General features: G+C 63.5%; 23 protein-coding genes and 1 pseudogene. 3 read left to right on the top strand and 21 right to left on the bottom strand.

Annotated elements, in window-relative coordinates; all coding sequences use genetic code 11:
- Window positions 1–17: 17 nt before the first annotated feature.
- The 8 genes from HV770_RS19405 to HV770_RS19370 are packed head-to-tail and all read right to left on the bottom strand — an operon-like array spanning window position 18 to window position 10,790.
- Entirely contained in the window at window positions 18–1,760 is a 1,743-nt protein-coding gene (locus HV770_RS19405; RefSeq protein ID WP_175162127.1) for a GMC family oxidoreductase, read from the bottom strand.
- A 36-nt stretch (window positions 1,761–1,796) separates the two neighbouring features.
- Entirely contained in the window at window positions 1,797–2,603 is an 807-nt protein-coding gene (locus HV770_RS19400; RefSeq protein ID WP_175162125.1) for an enoyl-CoA hydratase/isomerase family protein, read from the bottom strand.
- On the bottom strand, window positions 2,596–4,182 hold the full coding sequence (locus HV770_RS19395; protein WP_175162123.1) for an AMP-binding protein: 1,587 nt from the start codon (window positions 4,180–4,182) through the stop codon (window positions 2,596–2,598). The genes HV770_RS19400 and HV770_RS19395 overlap by 8 nt, the downstream gene beginning before the upstream one ends.
- Window positions 4,175–4,702: a (2Fe-2S)-binding protein gene (locus HV770_RS19390; protein ID WP_175162349.1), complete on the bottom strand. Its 528-nt coding sequence runs from the start codon at window positions 4,700–4,702 to the stop codon at window positions 4,175–4,177. Before HV770_RS19390 ends, HV770_RS19395 begins: the two co-directional genes overlap by 8 nt.
- Window positions 4,703–4,731: 29 nt before the next feature.
- Window positions 4,732–5,553, bottom strand: coding sequence for an FAD binding domain-containing protein (locus HV770_RS19385; protein WP_175162122.1), 822 nt, complete (start codon window positions 5,551–5,553; stop codon window positions 4,732–4,734).
- Window positions 5,550–8,612 (bottom strand): xanthine dehydrogenase family protein molybdopterin-binding subunit, encoded by a 3,063-nt coding sequence (locus HV770_RS19380; protein WP_175162120.1) that lies wholly within the window; start codon window positions 8,610–8,612, stop codon window positions 5,550–5,552. The genes HV770_RS19385 and HV770_RS19380 overlap by 4 nt, the downstream gene beginning before the upstream one ends.
- Window positions 8,609–9,280 (bottom strand): UbiX family flavin prenyltransferase, encoded by a 672-nt coding sequence (locus tag HV770_RS19375; RefSeq protein ID WP_175162118.1) that lies wholly within the window; start codon window positions 9,278–9,280, stop codon window positions 8,609–8,611. The genes HV770_RS19380 and HV770_RS19375 overlap by 4 nt, the downstream gene beginning before the upstream one ends.
- Before the next feature lie 13 nt (window positions 9,281–9,293).
- Window positions 9,294–10,790: a UbiD family decarboxylase gene (locus HV770_RS19370; protein ID WP_175162116.1), complete on the bottom strand. Its 1,497-nt coding sequence runs from the start codon at window positions 10,788–10,790 to the stop codon at window positions 9,294–9,296.
- Window positions 10,791–11,136: 346 nt separating this feature from the next.
- Here HV770_RS19370 and HV770_RS19365 point away from each other — a divergent pair, with 346 nt between their 5' ends.
- Complete coding sequence (locus HV770_RS19365) at window positions 11,137–12,087, top strand: LysR family transcriptional regulator (protein ID WP_175162114.1); 951 nt, start codon at window positions 11,137–11,139, stop codon at window positions 12,085–12,087.
- Between the two features lie 146 nt (window positions 12,088–12,233).
- Here the strand turns inward: HV770_RS19365 and HV770_RS19360 are convergent, their stop codons facing one another.
- The 9 genes from HV770_RS19360 to HV770_RS19320 form a co-directional block, all read right to left on the bottom strand.
- The gene (locus HV770_RS19360; protein ID WP_175162112.1) at window positions 12,234–12,398 is read right to left on the bottom strand and encodes a hypothetical protein; all 165 of its coding nucleotides are present in this window, start codon (window positions 12,396–12,398) and stop codon (window positions 12,234–12,236) included.
- 60 nt (window positions 12,399–12,458) lie between these two features.
- The gene (locus tag HV770_RS19355; RefSeq protein WP_175162110.1) at window positions 12,459–13,301 is read right to left on the bottom strand and encodes an IclR family transcriptional regulator; all 843 of its coding nucleotides are present in this window, start codon (window positions 13,299–13,301) and stop codon (window positions 12,459–12,461) included.
- Between the two features lie 67 nt (window positions 13,302–13,368).
- Window positions 13,369–14,910, bottom strand: coding sequence for an AMP-binding protein (locus HV770_RS19350; protein ID WP_175162108.1), 1,542 nt, complete (start codon window positions 14,908–14,910; stop codon window positions 13,369–13,371).
- Between the two features lie 25 nt (window positions 14,911–14,935).
- Window positions 14,936–16,717 (bottom strand): ABC transporter permease subunit, encoded by a 1,782-nt coding sequence (locus tag HV770_RS19345; RefSeq protein ID WP_175162106.1) that lies wholly within the window; start codon window positions 16,715–16,717, stop codon window positions 14,936–14,938.
- Window positions 16,718–16,726: 9 nt separating this feature from the next.
- Complete coding sequence (locus HV770_RS19340) at window positions 16,727–17,788, bottom strand: ABC transporter ATP-binding protein (protein WP_175162103.1); 1,062 nt, start codon at window positions 17,786–17,788, stop codon at window positions 16,727–16,729.
- Between the two features lie 10 nt (window positions 17,789–17,798).
- Complete coding sequence (locus HV770_RS19335) at window positions 17,799–18,860, bottom strand: ABC transporter substrate-binding protein (RefSeq protein ID WP_175162101.1); 1,062 nt, start codon at window positions 18,858–18,860, stop codon at window positions 17,799–17,801.
- Between the two features lie 54 nt (window positions 18,861–18,914).
- Window positions 18,915–19,676 (bottom strand): enoyl-CoA hydratase/isomerase family protein, encoded by a 762-nt coding sequence (locus tag HV770_RS19330; protein WP_175162099.1) that lies wholly within the window; start codon window positions 19,674–19,676, stop codon window positions 18,915–18,917.
- A gap of 461 nt (window positions 19,677–20,137) precedes the next feature.
- Window positions 20,138–20,566 (bottom strand): YciI family protein, encoded by a 429-nt coding sequence (locus HV770_RS19325; RefSeq protein ID WP_175162097.1) that lies wholly within the window; start codon window positions 20,564–20,566, stop codon window positions 20,138–20,140.
- A 433-nt stretch (window positions 20,567–20,999) separates the two neighbouring features.
- On the bottom strand, window positions 21,000–21,908 hold the full coding sequence (locus HV770_RS19320; RefSeq protein WP_175162095.1) for a LysR family transcriptional regulator: 909 nt from the start codon (window positions 21,906–21,908) through the stop codon (window positions 21,000–21,002).
- A gap of 123 nt (window positions 21,909–22,031) precedes the next feature.
- On the opposite strand from HV770_RS19320, the gene HV770_RS19315 reads away from it, so the two are divergent.
- Entirely contained in the window at window positions 22,032–23,051 is a 1,020-nt protein-coding gene (locus tag HV770_RS19315) for a zinc-dependent alcohol dehydrogenase family protein (protein WP_175162093.1), read from the top strand.
- Window positions 23,052–23,174: 123 nt separating this feature from the next.
- On the opposite strand, the gene HV770_RS19310 is transcribed toward HV770_RS19315, so the two are convergent.
- From HV770_RS19310 to HV770_RS19300, 3 genes and pseudogenes are all read right to left on the bottom strand, one after another.
- Window positions 23,175–24,107, bottom strand: a complete 933-nt coding sequence (locus HV770_RS19310; protein WP_175162091.1) for an MBL fold metallo-hydrolase — start codon at window positions 24,105–24,107, stop codon at window positions 23,175–23,177.
- A gap of 216 nt (window positions 24,108–24,323) precedes the next feature.
- A pseudogene (locus tag HV770_RS19305) lies at window positions 24,324–24,407 on the bottom strand (IS5/IS1182 family transposase); the annotation flags it as partial.
- Between the two features lie 29 nt (window positions 24,408–24,436).
- The gene (locus HV770_RS19300) at window positions 24,437–25,321 is read right to left on the bottom strand and encodes a LysR family transcriptional regulator (protein ID WP_175162089.1); all 885 of its coding nucleotides are present in this window, start codon (window positions 25,319–25,321) and stop codon (window positions 24,437–24,439) included.
- Between the two features lie 105 nt (window positions 25,322–25,426).
- Between HV770_RS19300 and HV770_RS19295 the strand changes: the two genes are divergently transcribed.
- Entirely contained in the window at window positions 25,427–25,705 is a 279-nt protein-coding gene (locus HV770_RS19295; RefSeq protein ID WP_175162087.1) for a hypothetical protein, read from the top strand.
- 33 nt (window positions 25,706–25,738) lie between these two features.
- On the opposite strand, the gene HV770_RS19290 is transcribed toward HV770_RS19295, so the two are convergent.
- On the bottom strand, window positions 25,739–26,653 hold the full coding sequence (locus HV770_RS19290) for a VOC family protein (protein ID WP_246291019.1): 915 nt from the start codon (window positions 26,651–26,653) through the stop codon (window positions 25,739–25,741).
- Window positions 26,654–26,819 lie beyond the last annotated feature (166 nt).

Raw genomic sequence — 26,819 nt, 5'->3', positions numbered from 1 at the left:
TGCGTTGACGAAAGTCGTTATGATGTCGGGAGAGCCAAACCGCGCTGGTCTGGCGCCGCCAACCGCGCCTTGCCAAGCATCGCGTCGGCGATCTTCTCGGCGATCATGATGGTGGGAATGTTTGTGTTGGCCGACGGCAGACGCGGCATCAGCGACGCATCGACCACCCGCAGCCCATGCGCGCCATGTACGCGCCCTTCGGTATCTGTCACCGCGCCGCGCTCGCGCACGTCGCCCATCCGGCAGGTACCGCTCGCATGCCAGACGCCGAACACGTTCGCGCGAATGAAGTCGTTCAATGCGCTCTCGTTTGTGAGCACCGACGACATCTGCACGCCGCGCGTGAAGAAGCGTTCGATCAACGCCCGACGCATCGGTGCGGGTGTATCGAGCAGCAGGCCCAGCAGTGACGTGATCACGGCATTGGTTTTCGTCATGCGGCTCAACGCCTTCACGCGCGGCGAAAAAGCGGCGGGAAAAAAGTCGCGCTGATCCTCGCTCAGTCCCGAGGCCGCGACCACACGCGCCAGCATGCGCACGCCCGCGGCGAGCCGCGCGACATCGCGCTCGTCGTCGAGCAGATTGAGATCGACCTGTGGCGCGGCGAACGGATCGCTCGAGACGAGCTGCACGCGGCCGCGCGAGAACGGACGGTTGCACCACAGGAAAAACAGGCCCAGCCGGTTACCGAGTTCATGCCATGCGGCGCGTGTCGCGCTCGACAGATACAGATCGGACGCCTCGCAATCCGCAACGCCCGACGTGAATCGCGCGGCCGTCATGCTGGCGCGGCGCCGCGCGCGCGGCATGCGAAAGCGTGGCTCGAGAAAATGACAGAACGTCAGCGACGGATGGTCCTGCAGATTCCGCCCGACGCCCGGCAGATCGAGCACACACTCGATGTCGAGTGCGTGCAGTTCGCTCGCGTCGCCCACGCCCGCGCGCATCAGCAGTGCCGGTGACTGCAACGCGCCGGCGCACACGATCGTTTCGCACGCCTTGAAGCGCAGTCGCTCGCCGTGTGGCGAAACGGCAACCACGCCGCGTGCGGCCACCCCTTCCATCACGATGCGCTCGACGCGCAGGTTCGAAAAGATATGCAGGTTAGGCCGCTTGCGTGTTTCTGCATCGAGATAGGCGACCGCGGTCGATACGCGCCGGTCGTCGCGATTCGAAAACGCGCCGGGAAAATAGCCGTCGTCGAACTGCGCGTTCTGGTCCTCCAAGGCTGCGAAGCCGTTGCTGCGCAATCCGTGGGCGAACGCGTTGCAAAACGGCGGCCACTGCTCCGGCATGATGCGGCGGATGGGCACCGGCCCGTGCGCTCCGTGCAGCGGACCAAGTGGAAAGTCGAGGTCGCTCTCGAGCTTGCGGAAATACGGCAGCACGTCCTCCCAAGCCCAGCCCGTCGCGCCGTTGGCGGCCCAGTCGTCGTAGTCGCGCGGCAGGCCGCGATTGGCCGACTGCACGTTGATGCTCGAACCGCCACCCATCACGCGGCCCTGCTCGTAGACTTTAGCCTCCGACTTCGGCGTGGCCTTCGCATTGAGCTCAGGCCAGATCCAGGTCTCCCCGCAGAAAACAGGCATCGGATAGCTGTCGAGGATCGCCTCCGGCACCGCGCCCGGCGGCGTATCGGCACCCGCCTCGATCAATGCGACGCTCATCGACGGCACGGCCGACAGCCGATGCGCGAGCACGCTTCCTGCCGACCCGCCGCCGACGATCACATAATCGAAACGCCCGCTTACGCGCTCCATGCCTGTCTCCTGAATGGCTTGATCTATGCGCTGCTGTCAGCTACCGCGAAATACGGGCTTGCGTTTTCCATGAAACGCTTCGACGCCTTCACGGAAATCGTCCGAACTGCGCAGCCGGCTATAGCAATGTCCTTCCAGTTCGATCGCGATCGAAAGCGGCGCATCTTCGGTGTCGTTGAGCAGCTTCTTCGCGGTGCGCTGCGCGAGCGGCGAGAAGGCACGCAACTCATCGACGAGTGCATCGGTCGCCGCTTCGAGCTCCGCATCGGCCACGCAGTCGACCACGACGCCCCAGTCGTACGCCTGCTTGCCCGGAATGCGGCGCGAGCGCATGACGATGTCCTTCGTGCGCCCGACGCCCACCATCTTCTGCAGACGCGCCGAGCCGCCCGAACCCGGAATCTGGCCAAGCTTCTGTTCCGGCAGTGCGTAGAAGCTGGTGTCGGTCGCGATGCGAAAATCACAGGCGAGCGACAGTTCGAAACCGACGCCGAAGCAGAAGCCGCGATTGGCTGCGATCACCGGCTTCGAGCACCGTGCGGGCGCGGCGACATTCCACGCCAGCTTCGACACGTGTTCCGGCGACGCTTCGAGAAAGCCCTTGATGTCGCCGCCGCTCGAGAAGTGCTCGCCTTTGGCACGCAGCACGATCACGCGTACGCGGTCGTCCTCGTCGAGTACTTCGAATGCGGCGCGCAGCTGCTCGCGTGCATGCATCGAGATCACGTTGAACGGCGGGCGGTGCAGGATGATATCGGCGCGTTCACGCGCAGCGTCGACTTCGATCGAGAAGCCGTCGAGCTCTTGCAGCAGCGTCTGGCCGCGATGAGTCAGCTCAGTCATGTGTTACTCCTTTCGTGGTTCTGTCAGGTTGTGTGGCGCCGTGCTCCGGTTCGTACTCGCCCGCCGAAAGCTTGCGGCGCAGGATCTTGCCGACCGGCGATTTCGGAATGTCGTCGACAAACACGTATTCGCGCGGGCGCTTGAAGTTGACGAGGTCGGAAGCCCGGCAAAAGTCATCGAGCGTCTGGGCTTCGACGTATTCGCTGCGCTTGATGAAGGCGACGACACGCTGGCCCCAGCGCTCGTCTTTCACGCCAGCGACGGCCACTTCGTCCACCGCCGGATGCAGCGACAACACCGATTCAATATCGACCGGCGAGATGTTCTCGCCGCCGCTGATGATCATGTCGTCGACGCGGCCCGACACGTAGAGATCGCCGTCGTTATCGAAGTAGCCGGTGTCGCCGGTGAAATACCAGCCGTCGCGCAACGACTTCGCGTTCGCGTCGGGCCGATTCCAGTAGCCTTCGAACGACTCGTCGCCGAGCAGGTCCGCGATGATCTGTCCTTCTTCGCCGGTTTGCGCGGGTTCGTCGGGCGACTTCGCGTCGAGCTTCACGACGCGCAGCCGCGTATTGATGCCGGCGCGCCCCGCGCTGCCCGGTTTCAGCGTCGCGTCCTGACCGATACTGAACGTGTACACCTCGGACGAGCCGTAGTGATTGACGAACAGTTCCGGATGGAAAGCAGCCGAAAGACGCCTCAGCAGACCGTCGTTCATCGGCGCGCCGGCAAAGCCGAGCTTCGTCACCGAGCTTGTATCGGTGAGCGCGAACTCCGGCGCGGCGAGCAGATCGTGATAAAGCGTGGGCACCAGATACAGGCACGTCAGCCGGTACGTGCAGATCGAATCAAGCGCAAGGGTCGCGCTCCAACGGGGAACGCAGACGAACAGCCCGTCGACGAGCGCCATCGACAGCAGCGAGCGCACGCCCATCGTGTGATAGAGCGGCATCACGCCGAGCGTACGTTCGCCGTGGCGATAGAGGTTCTGTGCGACGTGCGCGAGCGCGGCGGCGCGCTCGTGGCGATGCCGGCGCGGCACGCCCTTCGCCTTGCCCGTGGTGCCGGACGTGTAGAGGATCAGCGAATAGTCTTCCGCGGTGGCCTGCGTGGTGGCCGCAGCCGTAGCCGCGCCTTCGCGCCGGCGCTCGACCAGCAGTGCATCGAACGAAATCGACGCGCCCGCCGCATCGTCCAGCGCAATGCGCGGAACGGTCTTCGCGGCGGCACTGTCCGTGACGGCTTCGGCGGAAACCGGCTCGTACACGATAGCTTTGACGCCCGCATCGGCCACGCAGTAGTCGAGCTCGTCGGCTTTCGCACGCCAGTTCAGCGGCACGATCGCCACGCCGGCGAACTGGCACGCCCAGTGCAGCGTCGCCATTTCCCAGCGGTTTTGCAGCGCAACGAGCAGACGGTCGCCGCGTGCGAGACCGAGTTCGCGCAGACCGTGCGCAACGTTCAGGATGATCCGGTGCCACTGCGCGTACGTGAGCGTCAGTTCGCCATCGACGAGCGCCAGCGCGTTCGGGCTACGCTCCACGCTTTGCAGGAAGGTTCTACCAAGATCAAGCATCGCTCGTCTCCTTTTCTTCCTGCGCCTCGCGCCGGCGCGCCGCCACATCGAGCACGGCGGCGACGATCGGCGTATAGCCTGTACAGCGGCACAGATGGCCCGACAGCATGTCGCGCACCTGCGCCTCGTTCGGATCCGGCACGCGCTTCAGATAGTCGGCGCACGACATCAGAATGCCCGCGGTGCAAAAGCCGCACTGCAGCGCGTGATGACGCTGGAACGCCTGCTGAAGGTCGCCGAGCGTCTGATCCGGCGCGAGGCCTTCTACCGTTTCGATGCGGCGGCCGTCCGCCTGCACCGCGAGCATCAGGCACGAACGGGCCGCCACACCGTCGATGTGAACCGTGCAGGCGCCGCACACGCCGTGTTCGCATCCGACGTGCGTGCCGGTTGCGCCCAGTTCGTGCCGCAGAAAATCGGACATCAGATCGCGCGGCTCGCAATAGCCGCTCCGTTCCCGGCCGTTGAGCGTCACGGTGATTCGCCGCCGTTCGCCGCGCGGTTGTATGCCCTGCGGCATGGTACTAACAGGGGCCTTCGGGGTCTTGCTCACTTTGCCTCCTCTATCACGCGCCATCCCAGTTGCCGGACCAGATGCCGGCGATACGTCGCACTGACATGCGTGTCGTCCTGCGCGCCCAGCTTCCAGCTCAAATCGTTCAATGCAGTGCGCAGGTCGTCGCCCTGCAGATGCGGCCAGCGCTCCACCACCGGCCGGTCGGCGACACCGCCCACCGCCAGCCGGATCGTGTTATCCGTCACCACCGCCGCGCACGACACGAGGGCGAAATCGCCATGACGTGCGGAGAATTCCGCGAAGCCGTAACGCTCGCCCGGCTTTTGCAGCGGAAAACGCACGGCCTCGACGAGTTCGTCCGGCTCGCGCGCCGTCATCAACATCCCCTGAAAAAAGTCGTCGGCGGCGAGCACGCGCTTGCGCTTTGTCGAGCGCAGCAGCACATCGCCGCCGAGGGCTGCCAATGCGAGAGGCAACTCGGCGCTCGGATCCGCGTGAGCGATCGAGCCGCACACGGTGCCGCGATTGCGGATCTGAAAGTGGGAAATGTGCGGAAACGCGAGCGCGAGCAACGGCACTTCGTCGCGCAGCGACGGGCGCCACTCGACGCTGCCCTGCGTCGCCGCCGCACCGACCACGAGCTGCCCCGCCTCGTTGTCGAGACGCACCGTATTGAGCTCCTCGGTGCGGGAAATATCGACGAGCCAGCGCGGTTGCGCGAGGCGCATGTTCAGCACCGCCATCAGCGACTGGCCGCCGGCCAGCACGCGTGCGTCTTCGCCGCCATGCGCGAGCGCTTCGAGCGCATGTTGCGTACTCGTCGCGCGCAGATAATCGAACGGCGCCGGTTTCATGTTCTGCTCCTGAAGAATGCGAGGAAGCGCGAGAGCCACGAGCCTTGCGCGCGGCCTCGATCGACGGGTTTGCCCGACGCCTGCCGGCCCAGCGATTCGAACAGTTGCTGCAGCACGACTTTGGCCGCGCCTTCGAGCATCCGTGCGCCGACTGCCGCAACCTTGCCCGACACCTGCGCTTCATAGTCGTACGACAGGCGCGTGCCGTGCTCCGTGGGCGTCAGTTCGACGAGCCCTTCGCCACGCGCTGTGCCAAGCGGCGAATTGCCGGCACCCACCAGACGCAGACGATGTGGCGCATCGATATCCGACAACCCGATCCGAGCTTCGAAGCGCGCCTTGATCATGCCGACGCCGACCGTCACATCCGCGCGATACTGGTTCGGTCCGGTCGCTTCGAGCGCGTGGCAGCCTGGCATGACCTTCGCGAGCGCCTGCGGGTCCATCAGCACCGCAAAGATCGCTTCGGGTGTGGCGTCGAGATCGACAGCGCCGCGCGCCGTCAGCGCCTTGCCGCCTGCAAGCGCCTTTTTCGGCGCAGCGGCCGCTGCCGCTTCAAGTAACTCGGGACGCGAAGGCGGTGGATCGTCGATACCGATCAGGTGCATCACCTTCGCGGGCGTGAGCGGCAAGCGGATATCTTCCACGCCGAGTGCATCGGCCACTGCATTTGCGATGCACGGCGGTGTGCTCATGTTGTTGCCTTCGCCGAGCCCTTTCGCGCCGAGCGGCGTGAACGGCGACGGTGTTTCCAGATGCACGATCACCGGATCAGGCACTTCGCAGGTGGTCGGGATCAGGTAGTCGGCGAGCGTGCCCGACTGGAAACTGCCGTCTGCGCCGTAGCGGAACTCCTCCATCAGTGCCGCGCCCACGCCCTGCGCGAACGCGCCGCGAATCTGGCCGTCAGCGAGTGCCGGATTGAGCAGCGTGCCGGCGTCATGTGCGCTCACATAGCGGTCGATGCGCACGCGGCCGGTTGCGCGGTCCACTTCTACGCCGCACATGTCGAACACAAAACCGTAGGCCGCCGATGTGTTGATACGATCCTGCTCATCGGGCGCGTCCATGTGCGGCGGCGTCCAGAACACCGTCTCGCGCAGGCCCGGTTCTTCGCCTTCGGGCAACAGCGCGGGCGCCCAGTGCGGCGCATTGCTAGCGACGCGGCCAAACGGCATCGCGCGGTCTTCCTTGCCCTTCACAAAGACGCGGCCATCTTCGAAACAGATGTCCTCGGGCGCACAAGCCGATTGCTTCGCGACGATGCGAGCTACCTTGTCGCGCACACGCATCGCTGCCAGATGCACCGTGCCAGCCACCGCACCGGCAAACCGGCTCGAATAGTTACCGGCCGCAACCGACCACGCGTCCTTGTGCGTGTCGAACTCGACGTTGACGACGATGTCCTGCGGATTCAGACCAAGCACATCGGCTACGACCTGCGCGCAGACCGTCATATGTCCCTGCCCCGCCGGCGTCGATGCAACCGTCACGACCACGCCGCCGAGCAGATCGACGCTGACCGTCGCGCTCGCAATTGCGCCGCTCTTCGGGCCGGCTTTTTTGCGCGCCTCGGCGGGCATCACGGTCGTGATGTAGCCCATGTTCGACACGGAAGGCTCAACGATCGCCGCAAAACCGATGCCGTACAGACGTCCTTCCCGGCGCGCAGCATCGCGACGCGCGACGAGTTCGTCGTAGCCGCCCTCAGCGAGCGAGCGGCGCAGCGCTTCCTGATAGTTGCCCGAATCGAGCAGCGCACCCGCTGCAGCGCGATACGGGAACGCATTGGCGGCGACAAAGTTGCGGCGATACACGTCGAGCACATCGAGCTTCAGTTCCATCGCGATGCGCTGTATCAGACGTTCAAGGGGGAAATACACCTGCGGCCCACCGAAACCGCGGACGAGGCCCGTCGGCGTTTTATTCGTGAGCGTCACGCGGTTGCGCACGACGAGATTCGCAACCGCGTACGCGCCCGTCAGGCAGCCGTGCATCCGGTAGAACGTTGCGGGTTCAGGCGCACGAAGATAGCCGCCGCAGTCTTCGATCTGATCGTATGCGAGCGCGGTAATGCGGCCGTCGCCTTCGACGGCGGCTTCGAGCGTCGTCAGGCGCGCGGTGGCCGACGTCGCCGCGCTCAGATGTTCGAGGCGATCCTCGACCCATTTCACCGGTGCGCCGGCCTTGCGCGACGCAAGGCACATCAGCACCACATACGGAAACACCGCCTGTTTCACGCCGAAGCTGCCGCCCGAATCGCGCGGCGCCTTGTGCCGCAGACGATTTGCCGGCACGTTCAGCGCCATCGACATAACCGCATGCAGCGAGAACGGTCCCATGAAATTCGACGTGACGTCATAGCCTTCATCGCCGGACAGATACTCGGCGATTACCACGCCGCATTCGATTGGCGCACACGTGTTGCGCGGATAGTGCGCAGCAATCGTCACGCGATGCGGCGCGCGTTCGAAGGCCGCTTCGGGTTCGCCATAGCGATAGTGCCGATCGCTGATCACGTTCGTGCCCACCTTCGGATGCAGAACGGGCGCGTCGTCGGCGATCGCGTTTTCGATCGACGTCACCGGTGGCAGCGTCTGGTAATCGACCTTGATCAGATCGAGCGCGTCTTCAGCGAGCGCGCGCGATTCGGCCAGCACCACGGCAACCGGTTCGCCGACATAGCGCACGCGATCCATCGCGAGCGCCCACTGCTCCATCGGCGACTTCACGCCGACCACGAACGGCCGCGACCAACCCGGCAGATCGTCACGTGTAAGCACGGCGCGCACGCCGGCCAGTTTCAGCGCAGCGTCCGTATCGATGCTGCGCAGTTCCGCATGGGCGTGCGGCGAGCGCAACACCGCCGCGTGCAGCGTGCCGGGTTTCACGCCGATATCGTCGCCGTAACGTCCGCGGCCGGTCAGGATCGCTGGATCCTCGACGCGTTCCATCGAGCGACCCACATGGCGCTGGCGCTGGCGTTCAGTGGACGTTTCGGGTTCGCCAGCGGCGCGTGCTTGCGCTACCAGTTCGGCAACCGTATCCCGCTGATTCATTTCATTCCTCCCTGCCCGCGCCTGGCGGTTGCATGGGCGTCGTCGCCGTCGCCGTCGTCGTTCTCGCGTCGCATGAACTCGCTGGCAAGACCGCTCCAGCGGCGCGCAATCTCGCGATGCTCGATGCCGAACAGATCCATGATCCGGCCGACCGTGTGATCGACGACGTCGTCGACGGTTTGAGGGTGCGCATAGAACGCGGGCACCGGCGGCATCACGATCGCGCCCATTTCGGTGGCGAGCGTCATGTTGCGCAGGTGCGCGAGATTGAGCGGCGTTTCGCGCGCGACGAGCACGAGGCGACGGCGCTCCTTGAGCATCACGTCCGCGGCGCGCGTCAGCAGGTTATCGGCGAAGCCGTTGGCGACGCTGGCCAGCGTTTTCATCGAGCACGGCGCGATCACCATGCCCGCGGTGAGAAACGAACCGCTCGCCACCGTCGCGCCGATGTCGCGCACGTTGTGGACGACGTCGGCAAGGCCGTCGAGGTCCGTACGCGTAAGACCGAGCTCCTGCGCAGCGGTAATGGCGCCCGACGGCGACACGATCAGATGCGTCTCGGCCGTGCCGAGCCGGCGCAGGGCCGCGAGCAGTCGCACGCCGATGACTGCCCCACTCGCCCCCGACATGCCGACGACGATCCGTTCACGCGTTTGCGTTGACTGCATGGCCGTGCCTCGCTCAGACCGCGTCGCGCAGCTGGCCGCTGTGCAGGTAGGCATCGAACGCCGCGTTGCTCGTGGCGACGAGCCGGTCGAGATCGACGGTGTCCTGCCCCGGAATCCGCACGCGCGTGAATACATGTGCTGGATAGACGATCGGGCGCGTCGCGTCGAGACCCATCTTGGCGCTGACGCCTTGCATGTGCGGCGCCGCATCCTCGGGCTGGCCGACGGTCGTCGACGGATCGAGTGGCGAGCCCTGTGCGCCCGCCACAATCACGAGATCCCGGTCCGCCTGGAAGCGTGTCGCGATCGCCCATTCGATTTCGGCGGGATCGTGCACGTCCACGTCGGTATCGACGACAACCACCTGCTTGATGTCGTAGTGCGCGCCGAACGCGCACAAAATCACGTTTTTCGCTTCGCCTTCGCGTTTCTTGTCGAACTGGACCCACAGGTGATACCGGCACACGCCGCCCACCGACAACTCTACGTCCTTCACGCCCGGATGGCCGCGCTGCAGATGCGCCAGCAACGTCGCTTCGCGCGGAATGGCGCCGAGCAGCAGATGCTCCATTTCAGCCGGAATAATCGTGTGATAGATGGGCTGTTCGCGGTGTGTGACCGCCGTCACCTCGATCACCTCACGCGCTTCGCGCGCGCTGTAGTACTTCGGGAATTCGCCGAACGGACCTTCGGGCTCGCGTACCTTGGGCAGGATGCGGCCCTCGATCACGATTTCCGAAAATGCGGGTACACGCACGTCGTTCGTCACGCATTTCACGACGGGCAGCGGCGCGCCGTGCAAGGCACCGGCGATCTCCAGTTCGTCGTCGTCGATCGGGGTAATGGCCTGCGACGCCAGCATCGTCAACGGGTCGACGCCGATCGCGATCGCCACGTCGAGCGCGTCGCCCGCCGCTTCCGCGGCCTGATAGAACGCCAGCAGATGACGCGGCAGCATCAGGATCGCCATGCGGTCCGGGGCGTGCACCTGAATGCGGTTGATCGACACATTCTGGATGCCGGTCCGCGGATTACGCGCAATCACGAGGCCCGCCGTGATGTAGGGACCGTTGTCGTGCTCGCTGTGTGTCGGGATCGGCAGCAATGCGTGCAGATCGATGCCCTGCGTGCGGACGACCTGCTGGCACGCGGCCTCTTCGCGTGGCAGTTCGTGCCAGGCAACAGGATGCCCGGCCGCATCGCGAAAGCGTTCGAGCAGCGCGGCCTCGGGCACGCCCATCGCTTCGGCGATCCACGCGCGCTTCGACATGAAGCCGCTCACCACCGGAATGGCGTGGCCGCCCGGTTTGAGAAAGATGGTGGCCTGTTCGCCGTCGAGCCGTTTGGCGACTGCCGCAAGTTCGTGTTCGAGTGAAACCGGCTGATCGATCGTCGCGACGCGGCCCGTGGCCGACAGGCGTTCAAGCCAGTGGCGCAGCGTCGGCGCGGTGCTCTGCGGCGCCCATGAGGATTGAGGTGTGCCGCTGCCTGCGGCATCGCGTGAGTTCATTTCCGTCTCCATCGATGCTTGCTGCCGGGCGCCGGAACGAGTCTGTCGGGCGGACATGCAGCAAGTTGGAATGAAGCGTAGCGAGAACGGGCTATAACTTCTAATATTGTTTTTTGATGTTTTTCATCATTAGTTTTGATATCAGTGTTAGCCCCGATGACGCTCTTCGTGCGCTCGGTTATCAATAGGCAACGCCTGAGGGCAATGGTCTTTCTCAGCTAATCGGACAGTTGCGCGGTGTGCTTTTACAACCGGTTTTCGTGAGTCACCTGATGCACCGCGCAGCGGATATTAACTTTGCTGATGCAACCCGCGGCGCTCCTGCCGGACGTCAAATGGACCTCTCATGGACCTGAAGCAGATCCAGTATTTCATCGCACTGTTCGAGGACGGCTCCGTGACGCGCGCCGCCAAGCGGCTGAACATCGTGCAGCCGGCACTCAGCATGCAGATCGCGAAGCTCGAGGAAGAACTGCATCAGCAACTGTTCGAGCGCGGCGCGCACGGCATGGCGCCCACCGCCGCCGGACGGCTGATGTACCGCCTCTTTCTGCCGATCGTCCGCGATCTCGCGCATGCGCGTCAGCAAATGGTTCAGCGCGACGAAATCGTGACGGGCCACGTATCGATCGGGCTGATCGCATCGGTAACGGAAAGCGTGCTGGCTGATTCGCTGTCGCGCTTTCACGCGCGCTATCCACATGTCGAAGTCACCGTCGCCGACGGCTACACCGCGACCTTCATCGACTGGGTGTCGGGCGGCCAGCTCGATGCCGCGCTGATCAACAAGCCGCGCTCGCGCCTGTCGCTCGACTCGCAGCCGCTCCTCGACGAAGAGATGGTGCTCGTCACCAGCGCCGAACACGGCCTCGAACTGCCGCATGCGATCGAGCTCGCGCAATTGCCCGAACTCGAACTCGTGCTGCCCACCAAGCGCCACGGTCTGCGCGGCGTGCTCGATACGGCCGCGCAGCATGAGGACGTGCTGCTTGCGCCGCGCTTCGAAATCGATGTCTTGAGTACGATCGTCAAGCTCGTCGAAAGCACCCACTTCGCGACAATCCTGCCGCGCATCGCGGTTGAACGCGCAGTGCGTCGAGGGGCATTGCGCGCCTATCCGATTCTCGCGCCGCGCATCGTCCGCCATATCGTGCGCATCAGTCATCCGCGGCGGCCATTGAGCGCTGCTGCTGAAGCGCTGATCAACATCATCGCCCACGAATTACATGAAGTGTCGAGCGCATCGGCGCCCTGTGCCACGCATGATCAAGGGACGACCTCAAGAATTCATCCATGATCCATTCCCGTCCTGTAAGCAGGCCGCCAAGACATGAGTGGATAAGTTAGACGAACCCGGTATTGCCAATCTGCGATCGCACCGGAAGCGCAATCGGGTCTCGCTGGCCGTCGTCGACGTTCGTGGAAGCGGGACCTTTGCTGTCATCATGCGGCGGCCCCCGTCAATCGCCGCGCCGCGCGCCCTCGCCGGATCGTTTCCTGCCGCCGCCGTGCATACATGGCCGGGTCGAGTTCAACGTGCGCCGCCGCGCTCGCGTCGAGCGGATCGTCGCGCTCCGCGTGATCGAGATTGGCATCGCCAGCGCGCACGGTTCGATGTCGGGAGTTGATCCGGGCTCGTCGCTAGCCCATGGCCTCACCCGAACAGCGCTATTCCACGCGACGCCGCGTCGAAATCGCCGATGCCGTCGAAATGACCAGATCGGCGAAACGCTGCTCGTCGCGGTCGGCGTGCCAGCGCGATCTCGCCACCGCAATGTTCACGGCGCCAACACCCCGCCCGTGCGCATTAGTGATAGCCGCCGCCGTCGAAATGTCGCTCACGAAATACTCGTCCTCGGTGTGGGCATACCCTTGCTTGCGAATCTGCGCGATGCGGTCCTTGATCTTGCGCGGCTGATAAACGGTCGACGATGTGTAAGGCACGAGATTCGTACGCGACAGAATATTGTCAATCTCTGCATCGGGAAGCGTCGCGAGTATCGCGAGTCCAGGCGCAGTGCAGTACGCGGGCAGGCGCGAGCCCGTAATCACATGGGCGTTGAACACATTGCGGCTGACGATCCGCAATACGAATACGATGTCCGTATCGTCCAGCACCGTGAGATTGGTGGCTTCCTCCGTCTCCGAGCCCAGTTGCTGAAGATACGGCGTCGCGCGGCTCACGAGCTCGTTGGATGTCAGGTAATGGTAGGTGAAGTCCAGCAGCCTCGGCGAGAGTTCGTACTTGCGGCTGTCGGGATCCTTGAAAAGATAGCCCAGCGCGGCGAGCGTGAAGGTGAAGCGCTGCGTTGCGCTCATGTCGAAGCCGGTGAGCGACGATATCTCCGACAAGGACAGCTGACGCTTGCTGCCGTCGAAGGCGGTGAGCACTTTCATCGCCTTTTCGACGGACTGCACGTACAGCGACGATGTACTCGGATCCGCCGCCTCGACCTGCGGCTTCGTTGCTACACTCTTGCGCGTACGCGGGACTTTGGGCGCTTCGATCATCACATGTTCATCTTTAGGATTATCGGTGAATTATCGCATAGCCCTAAAGTCCTATCGATATCCGATATCAAACCGGCGCCTTGACCGTCCGATCCCACGCGTCGTCCACACTGCGCGGCAGCAGGTGCTTCTTGATCCGCTCGCTGGCCGTCAGTTCGAAGCTCGCCACCGCACGGTAGTAACGCGGCAACTGGAAACTTGCGAGCCGCTCGCGCGCCCACGCATGCATGATCTCCCACTCCACCGGTTCCTCCTTGAACTGCACGTTAAGCAGGATGTCCTGCTCGCCGATCGGTGACGCCACGCCGATCGCAGCACTCGCGCGTACCGCCGGATGCTCCGCGAAAATCCGCTCGATCTCCCACGCCGACACATTCTCGCCGCGCACGCGCATGCTATCCGTCTGCCGGCCGATGAAGAAAAGATCGCCATCGGCGTCGCGCCGCGCGCGATCGCCCGTGTGCAGTTTGCCGTTACGCAGCGCAGCTTGGGTCGCCTCGTCATTCTTCAGGTAGGTCGGCAGAAACGTGCCATTCACCTTGCTCGAGAGTACGATCTCGCCCGCCTCGCCCTCTTTCACGGGCTGGCCGTTTTCGTCGAGCAGTTCGACCTCGATCCACGGCAGCGCGCGACCGATTGACCCCGGCTTGCCCGTGGCATTGGCAGTCGCAAAGCTCGAGCATTCGGTCATGCCGTAGCACTCGCGCAAGCGCACCTTGAGGCGCTCCTGCACCGGCGCCCAGGCGCAGGCGCTGACGCCCGCGCCCCACGCAACGCGCAGCGTGTGCGCCTCGGGTTGTGCATCCAACGGCAGTTGCATGAGGATATCGAGCACGCCGCCGAGATAGTGAAGTTGCGTGGCACCCGCGCGCTCGATCTGAGACCAGAACTGCGAAGCCGAAAAGCGCGGCACCGCGTGCAAGGTCACCGCCTCGAGGAACGGCAGCATCAGCATCTGCGCGCCGCCGATATGGCACAGCGGCTCCCACAGGAAGAGCCGGTCGCCTGCGCGCACATCGGCGACGCGCAGCGCAGCTTCGCTCGCGATGCGCATCATCCGGTGCGTGAAGACGACACCCTTCGGCGCGCCCGTCGTGCCAGACGTGTAGATGACGCACAGCGGATCGTGCACGCCGATCTCCGGGCTCGTGAATGCAGCAGCCGGTTCCTGTGTATCGAACGCGGGCAGAGGCACACGTCGAGTCTTCCCGCAATCGATCGACGCAGTCAGGGCGTCGAATTCGTCCTCGATGACGAGCAGTTTCGGCTCGGCGTGCTGCAGCAGATATTCGAGGGCGGCCCCGCGCAGCTTCGTGTTCACCGGCACCCAGACCAGTCCGCTTAGCATGAGCGCATAGATCAGGTGAACGTGACCCGCGCCGTTGCCGAGCATGACGGCGACGCGGTCGCCCTGCACGAGTCCTTCGTCCGCGAACCAGCGCTGCAACTGGGCGACTTGCCGCGCAATGTCGTCGCAGGTGAGCGCCTGATCGTCGAAGTGCGCGACGGTACGCGCCTGCTCGCGGCGCAATCCGGCAGCGAGCAGGGGCACGCAGTCGAGTTCGTCGTCTGCGTGGCGGTGGGCGAAATATTTCGAGTAGCGATGCATAGTGATATCGATTGAAAAGCGGAATTCAGCGCGCGCGGCGCTTGAGCCAGGATGAAACCGCCACGACCAGCGCGATCAGAATGACCAGCGTGGTCGACACGGCCGCGAGCGTCGGCGTGATCGCCAGCTGGATGTCGTCCCACATCTGCTTCGGCAGCGTCGAATTGATGCCACCGCTCACGAAGATCGCGATGGTCAGATCGTCGAAGGAAACGAGGAAGGCGAACAGAAATGCCGCGCTCACGCTCGCCGTGAGCAGGGGCAGCACGATCGACGTGATGCGTCGCAACGGCGATGCCCCCATCACGCGGGCCGCATCGTCCAGCCGCCAGTCGAAGCGCTGGAAGCCCGCCGCGAGCGTGACGACCACATAGGGGATCGCAAGCACTGTATGTCCGATCACGAGTCCGAGATTGGTACCCGTGAGTCCCAGTCGGCCGAACAGATACAGGAGGCCTACCGCGACCACGATGCGCGGCACGATCAGCGGCGCGACTAGCAGCGCGAACACGGGCTTGCTCGCGCGGCGCGGCATGCGCGTCATCGCGAGCGTCGCGCCGAAGCCCAGCAGCAGGGACAGCAGCGCAGTGCCCAGACCCACTTCGAACGACCGGATGATCGCGCTGCGCCATACGGGTGAATCCATGAAGGTGCCGAACCATCGCGTGCTGAATAGCTTCGGCGGAAACGCGATGTAGTCGCTCGTGGTGAACGCATAGGGAATCACCGAGAGCACCGGCGCCACGAGCACGATCATGATGATGCACGTGTAGAGTCCGAGCGGGCTCGCGGCGCGCGCGGTCGTATCCGCGTGCGCTTTGCGGCGCATCACGAATGGCGCGAAAACCCGGCCCGCCGTTATCAGCAGCGCAAGCCTGACGCCCTGTGCGCGGGAGCCGCGCGAACGCTCCGTCACCTCGCCCGTCAACGATGTCAGCCCGACCATGCGGTCATAGACGAAAAAGATGACGATCGAGCAGATCAGAAGGACCGTCGAGAGCGCGCCGGCGAAACGCATGTCGAAGAGTTCGAGCACGGACGAGATCACGAGTTGCGCGATCATCGTTTCCTTCGGTGAACCGAGCAGCGCCGGCACGATGAAGAAACCGAGGCTCGAGATGAACACGAGCAGCCCCGCCGCCGCCACGCCGGGCGACGAAAGCGGCAGGAACACCGTGAAGAAACTCATGCTGCGTTGCGCGCCGAGCGTTTCCGCCGCCTGCGCGAGGCGCTCGTCGATGCCGCGCATCACGGGAAGCATCGTCATGACCGCGAGCGGCAGCATCGAATGCACCATGCCGATGAGCACGCCCGTCAGCGACGGGATCGTGCCGCTCGTCTCGTGCACGAGGCCGAGCGAGAGCGCGATGATGGACAGCACGCCGGTTTTGGACAGCAGCAGCATCCACGCGTAAGTCTTGACGAGATAGCTGGTCCAGAAAGGCAGCATGACCCACAGCAGCCAGCGTTCGCGCACGCGCTCCGGGAGCCGGCTCAGCATGTATGCGACCGGATAGCCAAGCAGAATGGACAGCGCCGCCGTCAGGAACGAGATAGCGAAGGTGATCCACAGCACCTTCGCGTAGACGGGCGTGCGCGCGATGCGCTCGAACTGCGCAAAGCCGATCTGGCCGTCAGCGCCGACAAGACCGCCTTGCAGGATTTCTCCGACCGGCACGATGAAAAACACCAGCAGGAACAGCAGCGTGGGCACGATCGGCAAAAAGCGCAGGCAGCGCGCGAGCACGATGGACCGGCCGCGCCGCGCAGTTGCGTTCTCGCGCTGCACATGTAGAGCGATGGTCATGACGATTCCTCAGGCATGTAGCAGCGTCGTGCGGTGCGGATCCCACGTCAGGCCGACCCGGTCGCCGACGCGCGGCGTCACGCTGCGCTCGCAGCGCACGGTCAGCTCCGTGCCGTCGCTCATGGCGAGCTGTACGCGCGTGTCGCTGCCGAAGAACACGACATCCGAGATCGTGCCGTCGACAAAGCCGCTATGCGGCTCGACGAGGCGCGGCGCTTCAGGACGCAGGAGCAAGGTGTGACGCGCGGCAGGCGCACCCGCTGCGCTCATCGGCAATGGAATGCGGCCGCCCGCCGCGAGCAGGATCGGCTCGCCGCCCGCGCCGCGCGCCGCGTCGAGTTCGCCTTCGAGCAGGTTCGAGTGCCCGATGAAACCCGCGGCGAAACGTGTGGCCGGACGATCATAGAGATCGGACGGCGTGCCCACCTGCTCGATGCGCGCCTGGTTCATCAGGCAGATGCGGTCGGACAGCGTGAGTGCTTCGTCCTGATCGTGCGTCACGTAGACGAAGGTCGCGCCGAGTTCCTTATGCAGGCGTCGAATCTCGGCCTGCATGTGTTCGCGCAGTTTCTTGTCGAGCGCGCCGAGCGGCTCGTCGAGCAGAATCACCGAAGGCCGGTAGGCAAAGCAGCGCGCAAGCGCGATGCGCTGCTGCTGCCCACCGGACAATTCCTTCGGATAGCGCTTTGCGTATTCGCTCATGCGCACCATCGCGAGCGCGTCGTCCACCGCGGCGCGCACGTCTTCGCGCGACTTGCGTCGCATGCGCAAACCGTATGCGACGTTGTCCCACACGCTCATGTGCGGGAACAGCGCATAACTTTGAAACACCATGCCGATGCCGCGCTTGCCCGGTTCGACGTGCGTGACGTCGTGTCCGTCGATCTCGATGCGCCCCGCGCTCGGTGCAACGAGCCCGGAGATCATCTGCAACAAGGTTGTTTTGCCGGAACCCGAGGGACCGAGCAGCGTCAGGAATTCGCCCGCCTGCACGGCGAGATCAGTCGGTTCCAGCGCGAGCGCATCGCCATAGCGCTTGGCAACGCCGATCGCTTCGAGTTTCGAGCTCATCGTGGCGTCCTCAGGAAATGATCCAGGAATTGAACCGCTCGGTGACCTTCTGGCGGTTGGCCTCCCACCATTGCGGGCTCGGCAGCCTCATGTCCTCGATGTTCTCCGGCGAGGTCGGCAGCAGCGCCGCGCGCTCCTTGCTGATGGTCTCGAAGGACTTCCTGTTGGTCGGGCCGTAGGCCAGCGTGCGCGTGAGCGCGGCCTGACGCTTCGCGTCGGCGCAGAAACGTACGAACTGCCTCGCGGCATCGGCGCGGGGCGTGCCCTTTGGGATGGCCCAGCCCTCGATCGAATAAAGGCCCTGCTTCCAGACGATCGTCACCGGCGCACCGTTGTCTTTCGCGGCTTGCGCGCGGCCGTTCCACGTCGAGATCATGTCGACGTCGCCGCTCTGGATCGCCTGCATCGCCTGCGCGCCAGACGTCCACCAGATATTGATGTGCGGCTTGATCTTGTCCAGACTCTTGAACGCGCGGTCCACGTCGAGCGGATAGAGCTTGTCGAGCGGCACACCGTCCGCGAGCAACGCCTGCTCGAGCGTGTCGAGCGGACTGCGGCGCAGGCAGCGGCGCCCGGGGAATTTCTTCACGTCCCAGAAGTCCGCCCACGACTTCGGGCCGTTGTCCTTGAACTTGTCCGCGCGATACGCCAGCACGGTCGAATACACGTCGACGCCGAGCCAGTTCGGCGTGACCGCCTCGGGCATGATGTCCGGGAAGTCGCTCGTCTTCAGGCCGATCGGCTCCAGCAGACCTTTTGCTTCGAGGTACGGAATGTCCGCCGACAGCGTCAGCGTGGTGACGTCCCACACGTAGTTCTTCGTTTGCACCATCGCCGCGAATTGCGCGACCGGCTGCGATTCGCGCGCGACGCTGACGACCTTGATGCCCGTCGCTTTCTCGAACGGATCGTAAAACGCTTCGCGGTACGCAGTCGTGTACGGACCGCCCGGGTCCGATACGACGATCTGCCTGGACTGAGCGCGCACGGCAAGCGGCATCGAGCCGGCCACTGCGAGCGCGCCCGCGCCTTGCAGAATGCGCCGGCGCGTCGGGTTGAAGTCTTGCGTCATGATTCAGGTCTCCCGCACTGGGGCTGAGAAGAAGCGGCCCGACTTCAGCCCGCTTTATTTCGCGCGCTTTTTGAAGAACGCTTCCATCATGCGAGCGGGCTCGCCGGAGTCGTACGCCTCGCGCTGGATTCGCTCACCCGCCTCGATGCAGTCCGCGAACCCCGGCTCGGTCATCTCGCGCAAACGCTGCTTGTCCAGTCGCATGGCGACGGGCGGCTTGGCGGCGAGTTCGGTGGCGATTGCCAGCGCTTTCTCGAAGACCTTGTCCTGCTCGACGATGTGATGAATCAATCCGATGCGATAACACTCGTCGGCATCCATCAGACGGCCGGTGAGCGTGAGCTCGATGGTGCGCGACATGCCGAGCATCGAATTCATGATCCATGGCCCGGTCGTGCTGGCGATGCCCGCATTGATTTCCGGCTGACCCATGCGCACGCCCGGGTGACCCACGCGGATGTCGCCCAGCAAGGCGACCTGGAACGCCGAACCCGCGGCCGTGCCGTTGAGCGCCATCACGAGCGGCTTGCTCAGGCCGCGCAGCGTCGCGTAGTAGCGCTGCCACTCCTTGACCCACGCCACCGCGCGCTCGCCGTCGAAGTCGTGCGCCTCCGCCAGATCCTGCCCCGCCGAGAATGCGCGATCGCCCGCGCCCGTCATGATGATCGCAGCGACAGCGTCGTCGGCATTGAAGCGTTCGAGCGCCGCAATGATCGCTTCGCGCATTGGCGTGGTCCACGCGTTCAGGCGCTCGGGGCGATTCAGCGTGATTACCGCAACGCGGCCGTGATTCGAAAACAGAACGTCGTCACTCATAATTTATCGCATCGTAATAGTTAATGGTGAAATGCAATATAGAACCATCAAAAATAAGGTGCAAGCGGGTTTACGCGGAAAAGTGCAACTCTGTGACCAAAAACGCACGCGAGCGAAGCGAATGCGTCGTAGGTCAAGGTAAAGATCGTGGGGAAGCGAGCGTGCGAACGCATCGGGCCGGGGAGTGTCCCGATGCATTCGCTACGAGGTCAGAATCGGGAACGGCGTCGGGCGTGCCGGCTTAGGGGAATGGGGGCTCCTGACCGCACAGAGCCACACGCTGACCGACTCGGGACGACCCACATGGGACAGCCGAATCAGCCGATAGCGGACGCTCAATCGGGTAGTCGTTCACTACCTCATGAGGCTTCCTGCGCGGTGTCAGGAAGCCTGCCTCAGAACGCAAATAGCCAACTTTGGGGTGCCTGCGCGCACCCCGCAGACTGATGCAGTGAAAACTGTCAGCGCGCCTGCCCCTCGATCTGCTGCCGCAGACGCTTTTCTTGGTCTTGAAGCTCGGGTGTAAAGGCCTCGCCAAAGTCAGCAGGCTCAAAAAAAGGCCGAATTTCGATCTCTGAATCGCTCACCATCGGATTCGGACAGCGCTTTACCCATTCAATCGCTTCGTCCATCGATTGGACTTGCCAGAGCCAGTACCCGGCGATCAATTCCTTGACTTCTGCAAATGGGCCGTCAACGACGGTTCGGTCCTTTCCTGAAAACCTCACACGCGCGCCTGCCGAACTCGGCTTCAGCCCGTCGCCGCCTTGCATGATCCCAGCCTTCACCAGTTCCTCGTTATATTTGCCCATCGCCGCGATGAGCTCCATGCTTGGCATTTGCCCAGCTTCGGATTCGGGAGTTGCCTTGACGATGACCATGACACGCATTTGTGTTTCTCCTTTGAAGACAGTGCTGTTCGGAGGCAAAGACGCCTCCTGTGTCTACGACGAATGATCGTGGGAGAAATCGACACGCGCAAGACACGACTTCGCACTTTTCAGAACGCTGCGAATGTAGTCATGCATTGCCCGCCACGAAACGGCCCCACGCGACGATACGCTTCTCTTCGAGTTAAAAGACGTCCATCTATCGCAAGGACTAACGGAACTCCTCGGTCAACGATCCAGGGTAGTGCCGAACGACCGTTCGTGGCTGCGGATTCAACCGGTCGATGCTTAACGGAAATTGATCGCCGGCTCGATATTCTGGAAATGAATGCGCACACATCCTGCATCCTGCCTGGCGTATGAAAAGCAACCAACGTCGCGACCACGGTCTGCGTCTGGGAAACTTCAGTTCGCGCGCGATAGAAGCGGCCGCTCAGACCCGGGCAAGCACGCGTGGTATCTCGTCTACCAGCGCGTCGATTGCGACGCGTACCTTCGAGGGCAGATGTCGCGATTGCGGGCGAACGAGGTGAACCTCGGCGCCCTGCACGCTGTTGCTATCCATCACGAGCGCTAGCCGGCCGTCGCGCAGATAGGGCGCCATGAGCCAGCATGGTAACCAGGCGAGGCCCGCGCCCGCAGCCGCTGCGTCGGCGATGGCCTGGAGATCGTCATAACGCAGGCGCGCGGACAGTCGGCACTCCTGCACCTCGCCGTCTGCGCCGAGCACGCGCCATGGTGTGCTCTGTCCGCCGCGCCCGTAAGCGATGCCGACGTGCGAGCCGAGTTCGGCGAGACCCGCCGGCCGCCCGTGTCGATCGAGCCAGGCCGGAGACGCGCAAATGCCCATCCGCTGCACGCCGAGCCGGCGCCCGACAAGCGTTGCATGGTCCGGCAGCGCTCCAATCCGCACCGCGATATCGAAGCCGTCCTCGACCAGGTCCGAAACGCGATCGCTGAACGACATCTCGACGTCAAGCAACGGATGGCGCTCGACCAGCTTCAGCATCACGGGTGCGACGCACTGCCTGCCGAACAGCACCGGCGCGGTGATGCGCAGCCGCCCGGACGGATCGCGGCGGCCCGCCTCCAGCGCCGCCTCGGCCGCGCCGAGTTCGGCCATCACGCGGCGGCACTGCTCATAGTACGCATGTCCTTCGTCGGTCAGGCTCAGATGGCGGGTGGTTCGCTGCAGCAGTCTCACCCCGAGACGCTGCTCAAGCCTCGCGACAATCTTCGCAATCGCCGAGCGCGTGACACCAAGGCGTTCGCCCGCTGCGGCGAAGCTGCCGGCATCCACCACATCCACAAATTCCGCAATGCCTCTTAGCCGATCGTCCATCGTGCGAGCTCCCAATACCGCGTCTTCTGTTTCCTCTCAGGCGACGATAAGTCGTCGAAATCTCGTCAATGCGACCTTTCCGGCAACACTAACATAGGTGCTTCTACCCGATGAGGAGTTGCTATGAACGCATGGAAACTGAAACCCGGTGCCGGTATCTCCGGCCTGAAGCGCAGCGACGCGACCATCCGATCGCCGGGGCCGACCGAGGTCGTTGTCAGGGTTCACGCGGCGTCGCTGAACTATCGGGACTTGATGTACGCCCGCGGTGACTATCTCGGCATCGGCGATGCGCCGCTGATCCCGCTGTGCGATGGCGCGGGCGAAGTCGTCGAGACCGGCCGCGACGTGCGCCGCTTCAAACCGGGCGATCGCGTGGTCAACACATATTTCCCGCGTTGGATCGACGGCGCTCCGGCGCCGTGGAAAGTCGACGGTTCGCCAGGCGCCAAAGTCGACGGCGTGCTGGCCGAGCGGTTCCTGGTCGACGAAACGGCTCTTGCGATGATCCCCGCACACCTGGGTTATGAAGAAGCCTGCACGTTGTCGTGCGTCGGCGTCACCGCATGGAACGCGCTATTCGCGGACGGCGACACGAAACCCGGTTCCACGGTGGTGCTGCTCGGCACAGGCGGCGTATCGATCTTCGCGCTGCAGCTGGCGCGCGCGGCGGGTCTGCGCACGATCATCACGTCATCGAGCGATGAGAAGCTGGAACGTGCGCAGAAACTCGGCGCCGATGAGACGATCAACTACCGCGCCACGCCGGAATGGCAGAACGAGGTTCTCCGGCTGACCGATGGGGTAGGCGCGGATATTGTGCTGGAGATCGGTGGGCGGGACACACTGCCACGCTCGGTGGCCGCGACGAAAATGGGCGGCCTCGTGTCGATCATCGGTGGTGTGAGCAGTTTTAGCGCGCCGGAGCTTGGACTCCTTCCGGTGATCGGCGGCATCAAGCGACTGCATGGAATCATGGTGGGCAGCCGCTCGATGCTCGACGAGGTTGTCGGGCTCGTCTCCACGCATCAAATCCGGCCGGTGGTCGATCACGTCTTTGGCTTTGACGACGCGCCCGCCGCGTACAGGTATCTTGAGTCGGGTCAGCACTTCGGTAAGGTAGTAGTCCGGATCGACGCATGAAACCTGTGCTGGTGAGGGTTCGACGATGCAAAAAACCACCGCGAGTCTTGTGAACTCGCGGTGGATTTCTGACAATCGTCAGTGCAATCTATACGACGACGATGCTTCATCGCCGATCGTCAATCAGTAGTCCCACGTAACCGGCACGAAACGAAAGCCTTCACCGTTCTTTGCAATGTGGCCCACAGACGGGAATGCGACGTGCGCCGCAGCCAGCAGAGCGCCAGTTTCAGCGGCTTCGTTGAGCAGCGCGATACGCACGTTCGCCGCGACTTCGGGGTCGTGCTCGAAGCCATTTTGCCATTCGGGATTGTCGAAGTTGACTTCGAAAATCGCGTCGCCCACGAACGTCAGCTTCTCGCCGTTTGATGCGACGTCCACGACGCAGTGCCCCGGCGTGTGCCCACCTGTCACGCGCGCAGACACGCCCGCTGCAACTTCCACGGTCTGATCGAACTGCACGATGTTTTCGCTGTAGAGCTTTACGAACTTTGCAGCGGCTTGGCGCAGCGCGGGAGGAACCGTTTCCGGCATCACCGTCCTGCTGAAGTCCGGATTCTTCCAGAACTCCACCTCCGCGGCCGCTACGTGAATGCGCACGTCCGGGCGCAGCTTGCCCTTGACGCCATCAACGTTCAGCCCCCCGACGTGATCCATGTGCATATGCGTAACCACAATATCGGTGATCGCAGCGAGGTCGATGCCAGCCGCTTCCAGGCGCATCACCGACCGACCGGCGCGCGTGAAGTATTCAAACCCATCCCCCACGCCCGAATCGATCAGGATCAGGCGTTCGCCGCTGCGCACGAGCGCGATATTCAGCGCCCAGTCGAACATGTCTCGTTGCAGGAAACGACCATCGAACCATTCGTTGCGGTCCGCTTCGCTCACGTTGGTGGACATGGTGGAGGTCGGCAGCGGCAGAACGCCATCGCTGATCACCACGACGTCGACGTCACCCACGCGCACGGCGTAGCGGGAAGGCACGAGTTCGCCTGAACCTTCTTTGCCAAGGTTGGCGGTGACGGGCTGCAGATTGCGGGTTGTTTCACTCATGATCGATAGTCCTGTGAATTAAGTGGGTAAGCTGCACTGGCGGTGCGGTTCTCGAGCACGACCGTGAATTTCGCGCGCTTTCTTTTTGCTCGCGTTTCGACCGACCGTGTGGCTGATTCTAGTCAGCGGGGGCGAACGCCAGTAGCGTTTCGAATGTGTCCAGCATGTTGTCCGAACGGCAACAATCGACGACGGACGGGCAATGAGGGGCAACGCGAAGGCTCCGTGAATGCCGGCACGGCGCTCGAAACGAATACGATGGCGCCCGAAGTGATGCAGCGAGGCATACGTGCGTTCAACGCACGAACCGACGCACCAGATGACGATTTCTAGACCACTCGCAAATCCCACAAGACATCGAGCACGTGTTGCGTAGCACTCTCGATGCGCCCCGCTCGATGCGCGATGCCGAGCCGACGCCACAGCGCTGGTCGAAGCGGGCGCATGACAATGCGCGGATCGTACGATGGAGTAGTGGACTCATGAGGCAACAACGCTGCGCCGTAGCCCGCCGCGACGAGACTTCTGATGGCGTCGTTGTAGTTGAGCTGAATGCGCGGCACAGGATGATGCCCTCCTGCTACGAACCATTCGGTGCTCAGGTGCGAAAGCCGTGTAGTCGAGTCATTAAGAACGAGAGGCTTACTGGCCAGCCACCTGGGAGTGACGCGGGCCGGGCATTTCCACTGGGCAGGCATGAAGGCCATGACCGGATCCCGGCGCCAGGGCTTGATGACAAGGCCCGGCATCGTGGGTTGAGGCAACGCTACCAGTCCAATATCCAATGCCCCTTCAGCGAGGCGGCCAAGCGTGTCCTGCGACGTCAGCACCGTAATCTGGACATCGATCGCGGGATGCTGCCGCCCCAACGCTTCGAGAGCCCGCGGCAGGAGGTTGGCTATTGCGCCCGTCGATGCGCCAAGCCGTACACGGCCCTCAAGCCCCTGTACTTGCCGCCGAACATCGTCTAGCGCCCGCCCCGCGTCGGCGAGGAGGTGCCGCGCCTTTGTCAGAAGGGTCTCGCCGATCGCTGTGGGGTGAACGTGTCCGCGCTTGCGTGACAGCAGAGGCGCACCAATGCGCTCCTCCAGTTCCTGAATGTGAAGGCTGACAGTTGGCGCAGCCAGGTGCAGGACACGTGCGGCCTCCGCAAAGGAACGATGGTCTGCGATCGTCACCAACGTGCGCAGGCGGTCCAGACTAATCTCTCGCATGGCAGTACCAGATTAGGAATAACTGAACGTAAGTTTCAGGAAATTCAACTTTTCATATTTTATCTCTCGAACCAAGATTGGCATTATCCGTTCAGGAGGATAGACATGACTGGTATCAAGGAGAGCATGAAGGGTGATGAAGGTGCGCACCTATCGGCTTGCGATGTGCAGACGCAACAATGGGTAGCTGCGCTGACGCTCACCGGTTTATTGATGACCATTCTGGTCCTCGCCGGGCTGTCTGGCGTGACGGCTTCCCGTCACGTCAATCAGGTGTGTTTCCGGACGAAAATGAACGACGGGCACACCCTCCTGGAAGCCTCGTTCCAGACGCCACCGGAGCAGGACGCAATCGTGGAGGCGATGCGCGCCTGTTCACTTTAACGTAGCTGACTATTATCGGGGCCGGCTTACCCCTCAGACCACCCCGCCATACGCCTCACTACCCATTCCATAGTTACGGTTGGTCACATCCGGATTCCGGTTCACCAATGGCCTCGCGTACAGCGGATGACGCAAGCTCCGCACTTCGTGTTCAAGCGTGAAGCAAGGCGTACCACTCACAGGATCGACAAGCTCGGCGAAGCGATATTGGTGAGCCTCCTCGCCATAACTCAACCCGCGAGCGGCGAGCCGCTCGTAAGGTCCGGAAAAATTGGCCACATAGATCTGAATGTGATGCCCATCGTATTCCTCGCTTGCCGATGGCGTTTCCGCATAGACGAGTTGTTGATGCCGGCCGACCGCGACCGCCGCTTGCAGCGAACCGTTACGCTCGCGTACCTCGGCAGACGCATCGAATATCTCGTGATAGAACGCAGCAATCGACGCCGCGCCACCGACGGGCACGTCAAGTTGTACATACGCGATGCCGAGATCGATGCCCGCCCACGGGTCGCTCGCCGCGCACGCATCGGCATCGAGGCAGTCGTAACGATTCCCCCACGGACAGATCACTTGCACGCGGTCGTCCCGCTCGGTCCATCCGAATCGGGTTTGCGCGAGGAGAGGCCGAACGGCGCGCAGCCGCTCGATGAGCGCCGCGCGCCTGCCCACGATCAGCCCGACATGTCCGCGAAGGCGCTGCGCGTCGCCGTGCGGCAGGTGAATCTGCGAACGGCCGACGTTGATCCACATGTTGGTCACGCCCGTCATCAGAAACGGGTCGCGCGTCAGACCGAGTGCACTGACATAGAACGCGGTCGCGAGACGCTGGTCCGGGATCGTGAGGTTGACGTGTTCCAGCAGCACAAGGTTGCCGATGTCTTCACGTGCGTAGTCAGAACGCTGCATCTGTTGGTCCTCGAAGGATTGACGCGGTAGATCAAACATACACCACTCGGGCGGCGTTCATGACATTCTTCCCGCGACGCGCCCCGCGGGCAACTCGATGCGTTTGATATCGGCGAGAATGAGGACCTATGAGGCCGCGCCCAATATGGCCATCGCGCCGATGAACATGAGCCCTGTTCACGCGCGACATTCCGTTTGGCACCGT

Origin of the sequence: Paraburkholderia fynbosensis (assembly GCF_902859935.1) — a bacterium.
Taxonomy (GTDB): Bacteria; Pseudomonadota; Gammaproteobacteria; order Burkholderiales; family Burkholderiaceae; genus Paraburkholderia; species Paraburkholderia fynbosensis.
Note: the sequence above shows the minus strand (reverse complement) of the source record. Positions and strands in the feature narration are given on the sequence as shown.

Bases quoted from the DNA above. Each gene is read 5' to 3' on its own strand.
- HV770_RS19385 (WP_175162122.1), bottom strand. From the start codon at position 5,553: ATGAAACCGGCGCCGTTCGATTATCTGCGCGCGACGAGTACGCAACAT.
- HV770_RS19330 (WP_175162099.1), bottom strand. From the start codon at position 19,676: ATGAGTGACGACGTTCTGTTTTCGAATCACGGCCGCGTTGCGGTAATC.
- HV770_RS19290 (WP_246291019.1), bottom strand. From the start codon at position 26,653: ATGTTTGATCTACCGCGTCAATCCTTCGAGGACCAACAGATGCAGCGT.
- HV770_RS19350 (WP_175162108.1), bottom strand. From the start codon at position 14,910: ATGCATCGCTACTCGAAATATTTCGCCCACCGCCACGCAGACGACGAA.
- HV770_RS19355 (WP_175162110.1), bottom strand. From the start codon at position 13,301: ATGATCGAAGCGCCCAAAGTCCCGCGTACGCGCAAGAGTGTAGCAACG.
- HV770_RS19405 (WP_175162127.1), bottom strand. From the start codon at position 1,760: ATGGAGCGCGTAAGCGGGCGTTTCGATTATGTGATCGTCGGCGGCGGG.
- HV770_RS19320 (WP_175162095.1), bottom strand. From the start codon at position 21,908: ATGGACGATCGGCTAAGAGGCATTGCGGAATTTGTGGATGTGGTGGAT.
- HV770_RS19380 (WP_175162120.1), bottom strand. From the start codon at position 8,612: ATGAATCAGCGGGATACGGTTGCCGAACTGGTAGCGCAAGCACGCGCC.
- HV770_RS19340 (WP_175162103.1), bottom strand. From the start codon at position 17,788: ATGAGCTCGAAACTCGAAGCGATCGGCGTTGCCAAGCGCTATGGCGAT.
- HV770_RS19400 (WP_175162125.1), bottom strand. From the start codon at position 2,603: ATGACTGAGCTGACTCATCGCGGCCAGACGCTGCTGCAAGAGCTCGAC.
- HV770_RS19345 (WP_175162106.1), bottom strand. From the start codon at position 16,717: ATGACCATCGCTCTACATGTGCAGCGCGAGAACGCAACTGCGCGGCGC.
- HV770_RS19325 (WP_175162097.1), bottom strand. From the start codon at position 20,566: ATGCGTGTCATGGTCATCGTCAAGGCAACTCCCGAATCCGAAGCTGGG.
- HV770_RS19300 (WP_175162089.1), bottom strand. From the start codon at position 25,321: ATGCGAGAGATTAGTCTGGACCGCCTGCGCACGTTGGTGACGATCGCA.
- HV770_RS19375 (WP_175162118.1), bottom strand. From the start codon at position 9,280: ATGCAGTCAACGCAAACGCGTGAACGGATCGTCGTCGGCATGTCGGGG.
- HV770_RS19310 (WP_175162091.1), bottom strand. From the start codon at position 24,107: ATGAGTGAAACAACCCGCAATCTGCAGCCCGTCACCGCCAACCTTGGC.
- HV770_RS19395 (WP_175162123.1), bottom strand. From the start codon at position 4,182: ATGCTTGATCTTGGTAGAACCTTCCTGCAAAGCGTGGAGCGTAGCCCG.
- HV770_RS19370 (WP_175162116.1), bottom strand. From the start codon at position 10,790: ATGAACTCACGCGATGCCGCAGGCAGCGGCACACCTCAATCCTCATGG.
- HV770_RS19365 (WP_175162114.1), top strand. From the start codon at position 11,137: ATGGACCTGAAGCAGATCCAGTATTTCATCGCACTGTTCGAGGACGGC.
- HV770_RS19295 (WP_175162087.1), top strand. From the start codon at position 25,427: ATGACTGGTATCAAGGAGAGCATGAAGGGTGATGAAGGTGCGCACCTA.
- HV770_RS19390 (WP_175162349.1), bottom strand. From the start codon at position 4,702: ATGCCGCAGGGCATACAACCGCGCGGCGAACGGCGGCGAATCACCGTG.
- HV770_RS19335 (WP_175162101.1), bottom strand. From the start codon at position 18,860: ATGACGCAAGACTTCAACCCGACGCGCCGGCGCATTCTGCAAGGCGCG.
- HV770_RS19315 (WP_175162093.1), top strand. From the start codon at position 22,032: ATGAACGCATGGAAACTGAAACCCGGTGCCGGTATCTCCGGCCTGAAG.